Below are 16,180 nucleotides of genomic sequence, written 5' to 3'. Positions count from 1 at the left end.
GATAACCTGTGAAAACAAAGACACTGTTGTTATTCAGTGCCATTTTAACCCTATCGATATTGGCGCCAAATGAAACCTTCGCGCAAACAGCAGACAGCTTGGTTGAGCCGAAAACCATAAATGCAGCAACTGCACAATTCTCGACGAAGAAGCTAAGGAAGGTAGATCAGATGATAGAACGGGATATTGCAGCAGGATTTCCAGGCGCCGTTCTTGTCGTCGTGAAGGATGGACGCATCATAAAAAAAGAAGCATACGGCTACAGTAAAAAGTACGAAGGATCAGAGCTGCTGCGCCATCCGGCAAAAATGAAAACCCGCACGATGTTTGACTTAGCCTCAAATACAAAAATGTACGCCACAAATTTTGCATTGCAGCGCTTAGTCAGCCAAGGAAAACTTGACGTCTATGAAAAAGTTTCTGCATATTTGCCTGGTTTCAAGGATCAGCCTGGAGACCCCATAAAAGGAAAAAACAAGATACGTGTCATTGATGTTCTTCAGCACGAATCAGGGCTTCCATCAAGCTTTTACTTTTACACGCCGGAAAAAGCCGGCAAATACTATTCCCAGGAACGTGACAAAACGATTGAATATTTGACGAAAATTCCGCTCGATTATCAAACCGGGACAAAACACGTATACAGTGACATTGGGTATATGCTCCTCGGCTGTATTGTCGAAAAACTCACCGGAAAACAGCTTGATGGCTACGCGGAGCAAGAGCTCTACAAGCCGTTGAAGCTGAAGCACACCTTGTACAATCCGCTGCAAAAAGGCTTTAAACCAAAGCAGTTCGCAGCTACTGAACGCATGGGCAATACACGTGACGGCGTTATTCAATTCCCTAACATACGCACAAACACGCTGCAAGGAGAAGTGCATGATGAAAAAGCGTTTTACTCAATGGATGGCGTGTCTGGCCATGCCGGATTGTTCTCAAATGCAGATGATATGGCCATTCTGCTGCAAGTCATGTTAAACAAAGGATCATACCGAAACATTTCTTTATTTGATCAGAAAACAGCTGACTTGTTTACAGCACCTTCAGCAACAGATCCAACATTCGCTCTTGGCTGGCGACGGAACGGAAGCAAAAGCATGGAATGGATGTTTGGCCCTTACGCCAGCGCAAATGCTTACGGGCATACAGGCTGGACGGGGACAGTTACAATCATTGATCCGGCATACAATTTAGGCATCGCATTGTTAACAAATAAAAAGCATACCCCAGTTGTTGATCCAGAAGAAAATCCCAACGTCTTTGAGGGTGATCAATTTCCAACAGGCAGTTATGGAAGCGTTATAACCGCGATTTATGAAGCAATGGAATGAATGATTAGACGATAGGAGGAAGTTTCTATGAAACCTGTCTTTCCGCTTATCCTTTCAGCCGTTCTTTTTCTTTCATGTTTTCTCGTGGCTAACCAGAAAGAAGCCACTGCATCTAAAAGTTCAATCGATGCCAATCAGATTGTCAATCGTATGTCATTAGATGAAAAACTCGGTCAGATGCTGATGCCTGATTTTAGAAATTGGCAAAAGAAAGGCGAGTCCTCACCGCAAGCCCTTACGGAAATGAATGAGGAAGTCGCCAGCCTCGTCAAGAAATATCAATTCGGAGGCGTCATTCTTTTTGCAGAAAATGTAAAAACAACAAAGCAAACGGTCCAGCTGACAGACGCTTACCAAAAGGCAAGTCCCAAAATCCCGCTCATGCTTAGTATTGATCAGGAAGGCGGCATTGTAACGAGGCTAGGGGAGGGCACTAATTTCCCAGGGAATATGGCGCTGGGCGCAGCCAGAAGCAGAATCAATGCGTATCAGACCGGCAGCATCATTGGAAAAGAGCTCTCGGCCTTAGGCATCAATACAGATTTCAGCCCTGTCGTAGACATTAACAATAATCCTGATAATCCTGTAATCGGCGTACGGTCATTCAGCTCCAATCGAGAACTGACATCACGACTCGGTTTATACACGATGAAAGGGTTGCAGCGGCAGGATATCGCCTCTGCCCTCAAACATTTCCCGGGACATGGAGACACGGACGTTGACAGCCATTATGGACTGCCGCTCGTTTCCCATGATCAAGAACGGCTTCGAGAGGTCGAGCTCTATCCTTTTCAAAAAGCAATTGATGCCGGTGCTGATATGGTGATGACAGCCCATGTTCAATTCCCTGCCTTTGACGACACCACATACAAAAGCAAACTCGATGGATCGGACATTTTGGTTCCAGCTACACTTTCGAAAAAAGTGATGACAGGCCTTCTTCGTCAGGAAATGGGCTTTAATGGGGTCATCGTTACCGATGCGCTCAATATGAAGGCAATCGCAGATCATTTCGGACAGGAAGAGGCTGTGGTCATGGCCGTAAAAGCTGGTGTCGATATGGCATTAATGCCAGCCTCAGTTACTTCATTGAAAGAAGAACAGAAATTCTCACGTGTTATTCAAGCTTTGAAAGAAGCCGTGAAAAACGGAGACATTCCTGAACATCAAATCAACAAATCAGTTGAAAGAATCATTTCCCTGAAAATAAAACGCGGCATGTATCCAGCACGGAACGACGACAGTACAAAAGAAAAAATAGCCAAAGCCCAAAAAATCGTAGGAAGCAAGCAGCACCTGAAAGCAGAGAAAAAAATAGCTGAAAAAGCAGTAACTGTATTAAAAAATGAACAGCACACTTTGCCGTTCAAGCCCAAAAAAGGCAGCCGAATCTTAATTGTGGCACCTTACGAAGAACAAACTGCTTCAATCGAACAAACCATTCGCGATCTCGTCAATCGTAAGAAAATCAAACCCGTATCTCTCGACAAAATGAATTTTGCCAACCAAGTATTTAAGGCCGAGCATGAAAAACAAGTAAAAGAGGCTGATTATATCATTACCGGTTCCTATGTCGTCAAAAATGACCCTGTCGTCAACGACGGTGTCATCGACGACACCATATCTGATTCAAGCAAATGGGCTACCGTGTTTCCGAGAGCTGTCATGAAAGCCGCACTGCAGCACAATAAACCTTTTGTCTTAATGAGTCTGCGCAATCCCTATGATGCCGCCAATTTTGAAGAAGCAAAGGCACTGATTGCTGTCTATGGCTTTAAAGGATACACAAATGGCCGTTATCTTCAACCTAATATTCCGGCCGGAGTGATGGCGATATTCGGCCAGACAAAACCTAAAGGCACACTTCCAGTTGACATTCCGTCAGTCACGAAACCAGGGAACACCCTTTACCCATTTGGCTACGGTTTAAATATCAAAACGGGAAAACCGCTTTAATGAGGAGGAACATATGAGAAAAACAATATTCGCTTTTCTCACAGGGCTCATGATGTTCGGAACGATAACCGCTGCCTCTGCTTCACCCGATTCAAAGAATCAAACGGCTAAAAAACCTAAAGTCCAGACCGGTATAGACACGCTTTTGCCAGATTATAAAAAACAGCTCAAGGGAAAACGAATCGGACTGATCACCAACCCAACCGGAGTAAATGCATCTCTGAAAAGCAGTGTCGATATACTTTTCGAGAATCCAGAAATCAAACTGACAGCTTTATTCGGCCCTGAACACGGCGTCCGCGGTGACGCCCAGGCTGGAGACGAAGTAGGCTCTTACATTGACGAAAAAACCGGGGTTCCTGTATACAGTCTCTACGGAAAAACGAAGAAACCGACACCAGAGATGCTGAAAAATGTTGATATTCTACTATTTGATATTCAGGATGTCGGGACCCGTTTCTACACGTACATTTATACAATGGCATACGCAATGGAAGCCGCTAAAGAATACGGCATTCCGTTTATGGTGCTGGACCGCCCGAATCCTCAAGGCGGAAATCATATTGAAGGACCAATCTTAGAACCTGAATACGCCTCATTTGTCGGATTGTATCCCATTCCGTTAAAGCATGGGATGACGATAGGCGAATTGGCTATATTGTTCAACAAAGAGTTTGACATTGATGCCGATCTAACAGTGGTAAAAATGAAACACTGGAAACGAAAAATGGATTTTGACGATACCCGATTGCCTTTTGTCCTCCCTTCGCCTAACATGCCGACAGTGGAAAGCACATTTGTTTATCCTGCAACCGGGCTGATTGAAGGAACAAATATATCTGAAGGGCGAGGGACAACAAAACCATTCGAATTGATCGGAGCTCCCTTTATCAAAAGCACAGAGCTTGAAGAAACATTAAACAGCCTCCATTTGCCGGGCGTGACATTTAGGGCAGCATCCTTTACCCCAACGTTTTCTAAACATCAAGGAACGCTTTGCCACGGTGTGCAGCTCTATGTGACAGACAGAGATAAGTTTGAAGCCGTTAAAACAGGTCTTTCAGTCATTAAAACCATACACGATCTCTATCCTGAGGATTTTGAATTCCTCTCAACAGGTTCATTCAATAAACTGGCAGGCAACGGCTGGATCAGGACAAAAATCGAAAATGGAACTTCTATTGAAGACATCATAGACAGCTATGAAAAAACACTCCAACAATTCAGCAAAACAAGAAAAAAATATCTCATTTATTAAGGCGTAAGCATCGTATGTTACACGTGTAACATATTCTTACTGAACGAAAGACCCTTACTTTCACACACGAGTAAGGGTTTTTTTCGTGCTAAAAACCCACCCGCTTTATATAGGAAAACTTTCATTTATTTGGTACAATTTTTATTGAAAATGATTATCAATTGAAAGTTTCTGAAAAGGTGGTCTACTCTTGCCAAACGCAGTGATTTATCAACCCATACAAATTGAATATCTAAAAAAAACAAGTGATCTCTTCTCAGAACAGCAATTAGCCGATTCATTCGTGCTGATCTTTCATTTAAAAGGAAACGGCCATATTTCGATCGGAACAAACACCAATCCTCTGCAAAAAAAGACACTTTATGTTTGCCCGCCTAACGAGACCTTTGGCTTTACACCAGCAGCCAATGGACATATAGATGCCTGTCTGATCAGGCTTCAAAGCTATATCAAGGAAAACGGCCAAGATATTTTCACACCATGCGCAGAATCAGAATTAGCCAAACTGAGACTTGTGAATGTTTCGCATATCGAAAACCTTGCAGTCCGGCTTCAAGAGCTTGCAACACTATGGAATGAATCGTCTCAGCTTTCTCAGCTTAAATGTGTAATTGAAGTACAAAGCCTGATTTATGACCTCTTTACTGCCAGTTTATCTGAGCAAACGGATACACATTCAGCAATCGAAAAAACAAAACACTATATCGAAACCCATGCCGATTCAAAAATCACGCTTGCCAAGCTGTCACAAATCGCAGGAATCAGCGCCAAACACTACAGCGAAAGCTTTAAAAAATGGACTGGACAGAGCGTAACAGAATTTATTACGAACACAAGAATCACCAAAGCGAAACAGCTCATGGCAAAATCAAACTGCAAATTGAAAGAAATCGCTCACCAATCCGGTTATCAAGATGAATTTTATTTCAGCAGAATCTTTAAAAAATATACAGGGTGTTCACCTACAAGCTATATGAAAAAACGACGAAAAAAGATCGCCGCTTATGGAAGGGGGACAATGGGCCATCTCATTCCTCTTCATCACATACCCTTTGCCGCTGCTCTGCATCCGAAATGGACGTCTTACTACTATCAGCATTATTCGACAGATATACCCGTCCAGCTCAGTGCATACCGCTTTAATGAAAAGTGGGAAGAAAACCTGTACACATTATCGCAGGCAGAACCAGATGTGATTGTCAGTATGGATTCTATTTCTCCGGAAGAACAATATCACCTGAATCGCATCGCAGAAGTCATGTACCTTCCTTCAGAAGAAAGCTGGAGAACCCACTTTCTGCAAACGGCCTCATTTTTAAAGGAAGAATCCGAAGCAGAAAAGTGGCTCGCGGCTTATGACCGGCAGACAACAGCCGCCAAAAAAACACTTCAGCACGTTCAAGGGCTGCGTTTTCTCTTTTTGAGGCTGCATAAGCAAAACTTCTATCTGGCACATAACCGAAGCGTCCGCGAAGTTTTCTTTGGAGATTTAGGATTCAGCTCGGCAAAAACAGCTGACACACCTTCAGAGCAAGCGATTCCGTTAGAAAATATCGCAAATTACCAAGCTGACTGCATGATGCTTTTTCTTTTTAAAGAACCAGAGACCATAGCCTATTATCAGCAATTACAGCTGACAGAAGCATGGCAGAACCTAAGCGCCGTAAAGAATAACCGTGTTTATCTTCTATCCCTTGACCCATGGAATGAATACTCAGCTTGCGGGCACGAACGCATCGTTCAGCAAACTATTTCTTTACTATCCGGAGATTGTCCATGATAAATCAGAAATTTGTCCATGGTGTTATATCTATTCATTCTCTATAATTCTAATTGATAATAGTTATCAATTGACAGGAGGCCCTATAGATGAAAAAAATATCTCTAACCTTATTAATCTTGCTTCTCGCGCTGACGGCAGCAGCCTGCGGCAGCAAAAACGAATCGACCGCCAGCAAGGCAAGCGGCACAGCATCGGAGAAGAAGAAAATTGAATACCTGGATAAAACATATGAAGTAACTGTACCGACAGACAAAATTGCCATTACGGGAAGCGTTGAATCAATGGAAGATGCCAAACTGCTTGATGTTCACCCGCAAGGCGCGATTTCATTCTCAGGCAAATTCCCTGATATGTTCAAAGATATTACTGATAAAGCCCAATCAACCGGAGAAAAAATGGAGCCAAACATTGAAAAGATTTTAGAAATGAAGCCAGACGTCATCCTTGCTTCAACAAAATTCCCAGAAAAAACACTGCAAAAAATAAGCACAGCCGGCACAACGATCCCAGTTTCTCATATCTCTTCAAACTGGAAAGAAAACATGATGCTGCTTGCCCAGCTGACTGGAAAAGAGAAAAAAGCGAAAAAAATCATTGCAGATTATGAACAGGATCTAAAAGAAACAAAAACTAAAATCAATAATAAAGCGAAAGATTCAAAAGCGCTTGTCATCAGAATCAGACAAGGCAACATTTACATTTACCCTGAACAGGTGTATTTCAACTCCACGCTATACGGTGATTTAGGCCTTAAGGCGCCGAGCGAAGTAAAAGCTGCAAAAGCGCAAGAGCTGATTTCATTAGAAAAATTAAGTGAAATGAACCCAGATCATATCTTCGTCCAATTTTCTGATGATGAAAATGCAGACAAACCTGATGCCTTAAAAGATCTGGAGAAAAATCCAATCTGGAAAAGCCTGAAAGCAGTCAAAGAAGATCATGTGTATGTCAACTCAGTGGACCCTCTCGCACAAGGCGGCACAGCCTGGAGCAAAGTCCGTTTCCTGAAAGCAGCTGCTGAAAAATTGACACAAAACTAATTCAGAGTAGGTTTTTGTATGTATTCAAAACAGTGGACACGTATCATATTGATTACTTCTCCATTTGCTATAGCACTGTCGCTTTTGCTTTCAATCCTTTATGGGGCAAAGCATCTTAGCACAGATATTGTTTTTACATCTCTTATTCATTTCGATCCGGGAAACACAGACCATCAAATTATATGGCATTCTCGGATTCCAAGGGCTGCCGGCGCTCTGCTCATAGGGGCAGCCCTTGCTGTTTCTGGAGCGCTTATGCAAGGCATTACGCGCAATTATTTAGCTTCGCCCTCCATTATGGGCGTTTCAGATGGTTCCGCGTTTATCATCACGCTCTGTATGGTTCTGCTCCCGCAATCATCGTCGATTGAAATGATCATTTATTCTTTTATCGGCTCAGCGTTAGGGGCTGTGTTAGTATTCGGCCTTGCCGCCATGATGCCGAACGGATTTACCCCCGTGCAGCTCGCCATCATCGGCACAGTCACAAGCATGCTGCTCAGCAGTTTATCAGCGGCCATGTCGATTTATTTTCAAATTTCTCAGGATCTCAGTTTCTGGTACAGTGCCAGACTTCATCAAATGAGTCCGGATTTCCTGAAGCTTGCCGCTCCGTTTTTCCTGATTGGCATCATAATGGCCATGTCTCTCAGCAAAAAGGTGACTGCCGTATCCTTAGGCGATGACATTTCTAAAAGTCTGGGCCAAAAGAAAAAAACCATAAAAATCATGGCGATGCTTTCCGTCATTATTTTAACCGGCAGTGCCGTAGCGCTGGCCGGAAAAATTGCGTTTGTTGGTTTGGTTGTTCCGCATATCACGAGATTTCTCGTCGGCTCTGATTACAGCAGGCTGATTCCGTGTTCCTGTATTTTGGGCGGAATCTTTTTAACCCTGTGTGATCTCGCAAGCCGATTTATCAACTATCCGTTTGAAACACCGATTGAGGTCGTAACATCCATTATCGGCGTACCTTTCTTCCTTTATTTGATTAAACGAAAAGGAGGGGAGCAAAATGGCTAAAAAATATGCATTGTTCATCGTTTTGATTCTCGTTGTCAGCTATTTCAGCTTAACGAGCGGATCATTTTCTGTTCGTCCGGCTGAGCTGCTCTCCACTCTTTTTCAAATCGATCCGAATCCGCAGTATGAAATTTTGCTGTTCGATCTAAGACTTCCGAGGGTTGTCATGGCTGCTATTATCGGACTCGGTCTTGGCATTGCGGGCGCTGTCATCCAGGCCATCACAAGAAACGGGCTTGCTGACCCAGGAATTCTCGGAATCAACGCAGGGGCAGGAGCCGGTATTGTGGCGTTTATGCTCTTGTTCCAAGGCCAGAAGGAAGTGACATCCATAGCTGCAGCGATGGGGATGCCGCTCTTTGGATTGATAGGCGGGCTCATCGCGGCGCTCCTGATTTACATATTTGCATGGCACAGAGGCAATTTAGATTCAGGAAGAATTATTCTGGTAGGAATCGCGATCAATTCAGGATTCAGCGCCCTTTCTTTGTTTTTATCATTAAAAATGGACCCGCAAGACTATCAAATGGCCATGGTGTGGAAAAACGGAAGCATCTGGTCTGCCAACTGGACGTATATCACAGCCGTTCTTCCGTGGATGCTGCTGTTTATACCGATTCTTATTGCCAAATCCCGCTTGCTCGACACCATTCGTTTTGATGAAGACACAGTCAGAAGCCTTGGCATATCATCAAATAAAGAAAAAACCATCCTGCTCGTCGCCTGTGTAGCAATCATCAGTGCCTGTGTCTCCGTAGCGGGCAGCATGGCGTTTGTCGGCTTAATTGCTCCCCATATTTCACGGAGGCTGTCCGGCGTCGAACATCGCTATATTCTGCCACTGAGCGGTTTAATCGGGATGCTGCTTGTGATAAGCGCAGACTTTGCAGGAAAACTGTTTTTTCAGCCCGCGGAAGTGCCCGCAGGCATCATTTTGGCGATCCTCGGTGTTCCTTATTTCTTATATTTGCTTTTTAAGCAAAAAAAGGGGGAGAATGCTTGAAAGGATCTCTTTCAGAACACAAAGCCGGCAACAGGAGGTTCACGCTGTACCTCCCTCCTTCCTACAGCGCAGATAGCGGGGAATTCCCTGCTGTTTATGTGCAAGATGGCCATTCTTTGTTTCACGGCCAAATTGAATTATTAGAAAGCATATTTCAACAGCAAAGGCTCCCTCAACTTGTACTAATTGGTATCGAACCTGAAAATCGGCTTGACGAATACACGCCATGGCCGGCTGCATCACTCAGTGATCGATTCCCGGACTTCGGAGGCATGGGGTATGACTATCTGTCTGACATGACAAACCGGTTCATTCCGTTTATCGAAGAAAACTGGAACGTCGCCAGGAAACCGCAAACAAGAGGAATGATCGGTGCCTCATTAGGCGGCCTCATCTCAATGTTCGCCTTATTAAAGTATCCGTCAGTGTTTGGGAAAATAGGTTCTATCTCAGGTTCATACTGGTACGAGAACGCAGCGGAAACCATTCATATTTCTTCTTTAACACCCGGCACTGCGCGTATTTTCATGTCTGTCGGCAGTGAAGAAGGCCGTGGAAAACAATCCATTCAGCGGCATATGCTGAAAAAAACAAAGCAAGTTCACCAAAGTTTAAAAGAAAAAGGCTTCACTGAAGACCAGCTTTGTCTTTCAATTGAAAAAGGGGCGGTGCACCACCGCAAGTATTTTTGCAAACAGTTCATTACCGCGCTTGAATGGCTATATGGAAAAAACCGCTCAATCCTATGAGCGGTTTTTTATGCTTTCTGCAACACTGGTTTTAATTCAAAACGATTCAGCATATAGCCAAACAAAGCAGCCAATATCTGCTGGAACAGCATGCCGATCACAACAGGAACGGCAACCTGAGACGGGAAGAACGTAACGGCAAGAACTGCGCCGGCACTGATATTCCTCATGCCTCCCGTAAATATAAGAGAGACTATTTCCTCTTGGCGCCTTTTCATCATTTTTCCGATCAGCCAAGCAGCGGCATAGCCTGTTAACGCGATAAAGAAGACCGTTACAGCTATTCCTGCAAATCTCAAATCAATGGCTTTGAAATAAGGAGCAATCGCTGAACTGTTAATCGCAATCACTGCCATCAAGCAAAGCTTTGAAAAAGGCGACAGCGCGCTGCTCACAGATGCAGTTCGTTCAGGAGATGACAGCTGATTAAACAGCATGCCCAGAAAAGAAGGAATCACGACCATTACAATCAGGCCTTTCATCATTCCCCACACGTCCATATGAACCTGAGCGCCGGCCAGCAATGAAAGGCTCAGCGGTACGATTAGCGGTGACAGCACAGTATCAACTAAAATAATCGAAAGCGTCAAACCGACATTCCCTTTGTACATCGCTGCCCAAATCAAGCTTGTAATCCCAGTAGGAATTACGACAGCCAACGTTAAACCAGTGATCGTTAAAGGGTCGCCTTTAAAGATAAGATGGCCGCTGCCCCAAGCAAAAAGCGGCATAAAAATATGAAGAACAAATAGTGCAAGAATCATAGGGAGAGGATGAGATAATGCATGTCTCAAAGATTGAAAGTTCGCGCTTAAACTGCCTGTAAACGTAATAAAAGCAAAGATCCAAGGCACTGCGCTTTCATATCCATTTAAAAATTGAGACAGCAGCACGCCCAACACCACACTAGTCGGGGTTAAAAGCGGCATCACCCTCCCCAATACACGGTTCAGCTTCTGAAGCATCATATGCAAGTCCCCTATTTTAAATTTCTCTTCTCTCTATTATATCAATGCTGCTTAACCGTATGTTATATAAAAAAGCCCAGATCTCGTTAATCTGGGCTTCCCTATTTTATGCCATCTGTTTCATTAGAGACTTACTCGCTTTATTCAAACCTTTTAACTCGGCTTCAATGCCTTGTTCTTTAAACTTCGCAACAATCTTATCAAGTGCTGCCGCTCCAGAATCATCCCATACATGAGCTTCAGTTAAGTCAATCACGACCCGCTCAATATCCTCTTGATAAATAAACGCATTTGCAAGATCCGTCACTGACGCAAAAAAGATTTGCCCCTTCACTTGATAGGTTCTAAGCTTTTGATCCTCTGCATGAGAAACGATTTTCAGCTTCGAGATTTTTGCCACAAAGAACACGGCACTTAAAAGAACGCCGACAAATACACCCTTAGATAGGTCATCCGTCACAACAACCGTTATCACAGTCACAACCATGACAATCGAGTCCGTGAGCGGCGCTTTTTTGAGTCCTTTCAAAGAAGACCAATCAAATGTGCCGACAGACACCATAACCATTACAGCCACTAACGCAGCCATTGGGATTTTCACCACGACATGACTTAACACCGCAATTAAAAACATCAGAAAAGCACCAGCCACAAATGCTGACAAACGTCCGCGCCCGCCCGCTTTTGTGTTAATGACAGATTGTCCGATCATAGCACAGCCTGCCATGCCGCCAAAGAATCCGGTCACGATATTCGCAATTCCCTGTCCTCGGCTCTCTTTATTTTTATCACTGTCCGTATCCGTCATTTCATCAATAATCTGTGCTGTCAGCAACGATTCAAGCAACCCTACAAACGCTAAAGCAATCGAATAAGGAAAAATAATTTGCAGTGTGTCAAAGGTTAACGGAACATCGGGAATTAAGAAATGCGGCAATGAACTAGAAATATTGCCCATATCACCAACCGTCCGCACATCCACATGGAAAGTGACCGCAATAATTGTCATCACAATGATCGCAACAAGCGGGGACGGAACAGCAGTCGTAAACCTCGGAAGCACATAAATAATAACCAGCGACCCGGCAAGCATCGCATACATACTCCAAGAAGCACCTTCAAACTGAGGAAGCTGCGCAGAGAAGATAAGGATCGCCAGCGCATTTACAAACCCGATCATGACAGAACGCGGGATGAATTTCATTAATCTCGCTATTTTACTGATACCTAAAATCACCTGAATAATGCCTGTCAAAATCGTTGCCGCAAATAAATACTGAAGCCCATGATCAGCAACGAGCGACACCATAACGACTGCCATTGAACCAGTCGCAGCTGAAATCATGCCAGGTCTTCCGCCAAAAATAGAAATAATAATGGCTATACAAAATGACGCATATAGACCGACCATCGGATCCACACCGGCTATAATAGAAAAGCCGATCGCCTCAGGAATTAATGCTAACGCAACTAAAATGCCAGCAAGAATGTCTTTTCGGATATTCCCGAACCATTGCTGTTGTAATGTAAAACTATTATTCAAATATAACGACTCCTTCTTATAAAAAAATAAATCCGCACCATATCTATTGTATTGGGAGCTTTTTTTATTTTACGGGAGAAAAATGAAAGAAAAACGACCGGGGAAAACGGGGAAACGTTGAGTATATTGTATTGAGGCAAGGAGTTGTCATACAAAGTATCATAATAAATTTTCATCAATTACGCAAGATGAATGCTGAAGAAAAAAATGGCTCAAACATAGTCTGAGCCATTTCGCTGGATTATATCATATCCGGATGAGACACAAGAATCGTTTTAATGGCAGTAATATCTTTTCTCTCATTTGGCAACGCACCTATACCCATCAATTCCTGGATGGCAGCCTCGTAGTTCTCAAGCGGAGTTTTCTCCGTAATTAATTCAGAAAGCTGAGGCATGTCCGCAGCACATGATACCGCATCCTCCATAATTTGGCGCGCCTCTCCGGTTCCAACAATCGTCACACCGTTAGAAAGCAGCTGGAAAGGCCTGATTTTCATCTCATACGTATCATCAAATCCCATAGGCACAAGTCTTCCGCCCTTGTTAATTAATGGATATGCCCATTCAAGCTGATTACCGATCGCGTCAAAGATCACGTCAAATGTTCTCCCTTGGTTAATCCGTTTGACCTCATCTACCGTTAAATCTTGAGGCTGATAAACATAGTCAGATATTCGGCGCGCCGCTTCTGAACGGTACTCACCAACCTCCGTCGCAACTGTCAGCCTAGCGAGTTTTTTTACCATGATTTGAACAAGTAGTCCAATCGGCCCTGAACCTAATACCAGTACAGAATCGTCAGGTTTGATAGCAGCCCGCTCAATCACATTTAACACACAAGAAAGCGGCTCAATTAAAGTGGCTCGTTCCCATTCCATAGCGTCCGGGATTTTATACATAAATCGGTCCTCGCCCACATAATAATCGGCAAATGTGCCATGTGCCCCTAATCCCAGCTGCCAGTCTTCAAATGTTTCACAATAACAAGTTAAACCTTTTCTGCAATAATAACACTTCCCGCAAAACTGAGTCGGATCGATCACAACACGATCACCAGGCTTAACGTTTTTAACCTCAGGTCCTGTTTCTGTCACCACGCCCACGGATTCATGACCAAGGATCATACCGTGAGTCGCACGCATCTTCCCTTTTAGAACATTTAGATCCGTTCCGCAGATGCCTGTCCCGTATATTCTTACTTTTACATCGTTCATTTTTTTAATTTGAGGTTCTTCTACTTCTTGCAATTCCAGCCGTTCATTAGGAGTCCAGACCAACGCTTTCATATGTCTCTTCCTTTCTGTCCCAGCGAATTTGATCCAGCAGCTTCTGATGCAGCTCCTTCGTTGACGCGGCGATGCATGACTGCTGGTTATTGTAGCTAAGATCCGTCAGAAGTGTGTCATCCAAGGACTTTCCATACGCGTCAGTAATGACAACACCCGCTTTTTTCGCCAAAAACACACTTGCGGCAATATCATAAGGAAACAGATGCAAAACCTGCCCATTTCCTACAGCCTGAAAATCTTTTAGCAGCGCAGGATCGTCCTTTAATAAACGATTGCCGATATCCACATAGGCATCCATCTGCCCTGTGATAATTCTGGAGATAGAATATGAAGCGCTATTGAAAACAAAAACGCCTCCATTATTCGCTGACTGATCTATCAAATGACCGTACGCATCAATCATCAGATGCGAGGGATGCCCATTAAACTCAAGGCTCCAAAACATATGTTTAATGTCTTCCACCTTGCTCAGATTTGGCAGGGTGCCACGATAGCCTTCATAATAGATCCCCTCAGAATAAACATCCGCGTACATATAGGCTCCTGTTTTCAGCTCTAGCAGAAAAGCAAATTCAATATCCTTAATTTTTGCGGCAGGCTTGTACGCAGCTAATGCGATAGAGATACAAGACATTTCAAGACCTGCAGCTGCCGGACGCGTACCGTCAATCGGATCAACAATCAAAATATATTGAGGATTGTCTCCAAATATCTTCAATCCCCCATCTTCCGTATAAAACGCGACTGACTCCTTTTTGCTTTGCACATAATCCAGCACTGCATTCTCAGCAGCCGCATCAATGTTAAACTGTGCATCTCCGCCTGGGGAATACCCGTTAACTAACCGGTTTTTCAGTGTCCCTTTCTGTCCCTTTACTTCCTCATAAACAAATTTTCCAAGCTCTATAATATATTCTTTCACTTGATATCCTCCAATAGCTTACGAAGTTTGAAACAAAGCACCTCAGCCTCACTAAGCGTAATCGTGAGAGGCGGACGGATTTTAAATACATTTCCGAATCCGTAACGGGAAGTACGTAAAATTAACCCATAATCCATAGCCCGTTTTGCAATATAATTGGTCAGTTCTACATCAGGCTCATTATTCTCTTTTACAATTTCAACGCCGATCATCAAACCTACGCCTCTGACGTCAGCAATAAAGGTAAATTCTTTCTTCATGTGCTCTAAAGAATCCATAATGTAATTCCCGACAATTGTTACATTTTCTAAGAAGCCAGGACGCTGCATGATTTCGATGGTCTTACAAGCCGCTGCCGAGGCCATCACATTTGAACCATAAGTAAATGAGTGATTATGGCCGGCTAATCCCATGTACTTATCCTCTGTAAGTGTAGCGGCAACCTGGAACCCCGTGCCGCCCAAACCTTTTGCGACCGTCATCATATTCGGTTTCACATCAAAGTAATCAGCGGCAAACATCTTGCCTGTACGGCCGAATCCAGTTTGAATTTCATCAAAAATAAGCGCGATATCATGCTCATCACAGAGCTTTCTTAATTGCTTAAAGTATTCCTTAGGCGGAACGATGTTTCCTCCATTACCGGAGATCGGTTCAATAATCATCGCGGCAATTTTTCCGTTGCTCGCATATTCGATAAAGTCATTAATTCTTTCTACACAAAGCATTCCGCATGAATCTGGTTTCTGATTGTAAAAACACCGGTTGCAATAGGGGTCAGGCACCTGCAAGCCAAAAGAAAACTGAGGGGGAAACGGCTCTCTTCGAAACGAATTTCCGGATAACGCAGACATCATATACGTTTGGCCAAGATGGCTTCGGAATAAAGAAATGACATCTGTTTTCCCTGAATAGTTTTGAGCCATTTTGATAGCTCCTTCATTCGCGGCAGAACCGCTGCTGACTTTGGGGTGAACTTTCGTGAGATTGTCGGGGGAGATTTCTACAAGTTTTTCAGCTAGTTTATTAACGGCGTTGGTTTGGTAGGATGAAGTGACATGTATCAGCTGGTCAGCCTGTTCTTTGACTGTATCAATAACTTCTTTATTGGTATAACCCAAATTCAAGTTGAAAGTAGCAGAAGCACAATCAATATACTCATTGCCCTCTGAGTCGTATAAATAAATGCCTTCTCCTCTTTCCATGACAACATCATCCACTTTGTAATACAAACTGTCTGGATTCGTAATTTCTTTAGTCCCCACTATCAACACCCCTATTTAATAAAATATGTAAAACTTGTAGAAATC

The 16,180-nt window shown here is 43.6% G+C and carries 13 protein-coding genes; 8 read left to right on the top strand and 5 right to left on the bottom strand.

Annotated features, from left to right (window positions below; genetic code table 11):
* The first annotated feature begins 8 nt into the window (after window positions 1–8).
* The 8 genes from amiE (at window position 9) to C1T29_RS01275 (ending at window position 10,146) form a co-directional block, all read left to right on the top strand.
* Window positions 9–1,334, top strand: a complete 1,326-nt coding sequence (gene amiE, locus C1T29_RS01310) for an N-acetylmuramoyl-L-alanine amidase (protein ID WP_069839725.1) — start codon at window positions 9–11, stop codon at window positions 1,332–1,334.
* A 27-nt stretch (window positions 1,335–1,361) separates the two neighbouring features.
* The gene (gene nagZ / locus C1T29_RS01305; RefSeq protein WP_069839724.1) at window positions 1,362–3,290 is read left to right on the top strand and encodes a beta-N-acetylhexosaminidase; all 1,929 of its coding nucleotides are present in this window, start codon (window positions 1,362–1,364) and stop codon (window positions 3,288–3,290) included.
* A 13-nt stretch (window positions 3,291–3,303) separates the two neighbouring features.
* The gene (locus C1T29_RS01300; protein WP_103749860.1) at window positions 3,304–4,548 is read left to right on the top strand and encodes an exo-beta-N-acetylmuramidase NamZ family protein; all 1,245 of its coding nucleotides are present in this window, start codon (window positions 3,304–3,306) and stop codon (window positions 4,546–4,548) included.
* Between the two features lie 190 nt (window positions 4,549–4,738).
* Complete coding sequence (btr, locus tag C1T29_RS01295; RefSeq protein WP_069839722.1) at window positions 4,739–6,328, top strand: bacillibactin transport transcriptional regulator Btr; 1,590 nt, start codon at window positions 4,739–4,741, stop codon at window positions 6,326–6,328.
* Window positions 6,329–6,417: 89 nt separating this feature from the next.
* A complete protein-coding gene (feuA, locus tag C1T29_RS01290; RefSeq protein ID WP_014662558.1) occupies window positions 6,418–7,371 on the top strand; it encodes an iron ABC transporter substrate-binding protein FeuA in 954 nt (317 codons plus the stop codon).
* A gap of 18 nt (window positions 7,372–7,389) precedes the next feature.
* Entirely contained in the window at window positions 7,390–8,394 is a 1,005-nt protein-coding gene (locus C1T29_RS01285; RefSeq protein ID WP_014662557.1) for a FecCD family ABC transporter permease, read from the top strand.
* Window positions 8,387–9,397, top strand: coding sequence for an iron ABC transporter permease FeuC (gene feuC / locus C1T29_RS01280; protein WP_014662556.1), 1,011 nt, complete (start codon window positions 8,387–8,389; stop codon window positions 9,395–9,397). The genes C1T29_RS01285 and feuC overlap by 8 nt, the downstream gene beginning before the upstream one ends.
* The gene (locus tag C1T29_RS01275) at window positions 9,394–10,146 is read left to right on the top strand and encodes an alpha/beta hydrolase (protein ID WP_069839720.1); all 753 of its coding nucleotides are present in this window, start codon (window positions 9,394–9,396) and stop codon (window positions 10,144–10,146) included. The genes feuC and C1T29_RS01275 overlap by 4 nt, the downstream gene beginning before the upstream one ends.
* An 8-nt stretch (window positions 10,147–10,154) precedes the next feature.
* On the opposite strand, the gene C1T29_RS01270 is transcribed toward C1T29_RS01275, so the two are convergent.
* From C1T29_RS01270 to C1T29_RS01250, 5 genes are all read right to left on the bottom strand, one after another.
* Complete coding sequence (locus C1T29_RS01270; protein WP_095431241.1) at window positions 10,155–11,075, bottom strand: bile acid:sodium symporter family protein; 921 nt, start codon at window positions 11,073–11,075, stop codon at window positions 10,155–10,157.
* Between the two features lie 145 nt (window positions 11,076–11,220).
* Window positions 11,221–12,657: a SulP family inorganic anion transporter gene (locus tag C1T29_RS01265; RefSeq protein ID WP_103749861.1), complete on the bottom strand. Its 1,437-nt coding sequence runs from the start codon at window positions 12,655–12,657 to the stop codon at window positions 11,221–11,223.
* A 241-nt stretch (window positions 12,658–12,898) separates the two neighbouring features.
* Complete coding sequence (locus C1T29_RS01260) at window positions 12,899–13,945, bottom strand: zinc-dependent alcohol dehydrogenase (RefSeq protein WP_095431149.1); 1,047 nt, start codon at window positions 13,943–13,945, stop codon at window positions 12,899–12,901.
* Entirely contained in the window at window positions 13,920–14,870 is a 951-nt protein-coding gene (locus C1T29_RS01255; RefSeq protein ID WP_095431148.1) for an inositol monophosphatase family protein, read from the bottom strand. The genes C1T29_RS01260 and C1T29_RS01255 overlap by 26 nt, the downstream gene beginning before the upstream one ends.
* On the bottom strand, window positions 14,867–16,135 hold the full coding sequence (locus tag C1T29_RS01250) for an aspartate aminotransferase family protein (RefSeq protein ID WP_040084377.1): 1,269 nt from the start codon (window positions 16,133–16,135) through the stop codon (window positions 14,867–14,869). Before C1T29_RS01250 ends, C1T29_RS01255 begins: the two co-directional genes overlap by 4 nt.
* Window positions 16,136–16,180 lie beyond the last annotated feature (45 nt).

Source organism: Bacillus sp. MBGLi79, from assembly GCF_002953915.1.
Note: the sequence above shows the minus strand (reverse complement) of the source record. Positions and strands in the feature narration are given on the sequence as shown.

Bases quoted from the DNA above. Each gene is read 5' to 3' on its own strand.
- C1T29_RS01260 (WP_095431149.1), bottom strand. From the start codon at position 13,945: ATGAAAGCGTTGGTCTGGACTCCTAATGAACGGCTGGAATTGCAAGAA.
- C1T29_RS01285 (WP_014662557.1), top strand. From the start codon at position 7,390: ATGTATTCAAAACAGTGGACACGTATCATATTGATTACTTCTCCATTT.
- feuA (WP_014662558.1), top strand. From the start codon at position 6,418: ATGAAAAAAATATCTCTAACCTTATTAATCTTGCTTCTCGCGCTGACG.
- C1T29_RS01300 (WP_103749860.1), top strand. From the start codon at position 3,304: ATGAGAAAAACAATATTCGCTTTTCTCACAGGGCTCATGATGTTCGGA.
- C1T29_RS01270 (WP_095431241.1), bottom strand. From the start codon at position 11,075: ATGCCGCTTTTAACCCCGACTAGTGTGGTGTTGGGCGTGCTGCTGTCT.
- feuC (WP_014662556.1), top strand. From the start codon at position 8,387: ATGGCTAAAAAATATGCATTGTTCATCGTTTTGATTCTCGTTGTCAGC.
- nagZ (WP_069839724.1), top strand. From the start codon at position 1,362: ATGAAACCTGTCTTTCCGCTTATCCTTTCAGCCGTTCTTTTTCTTTCA.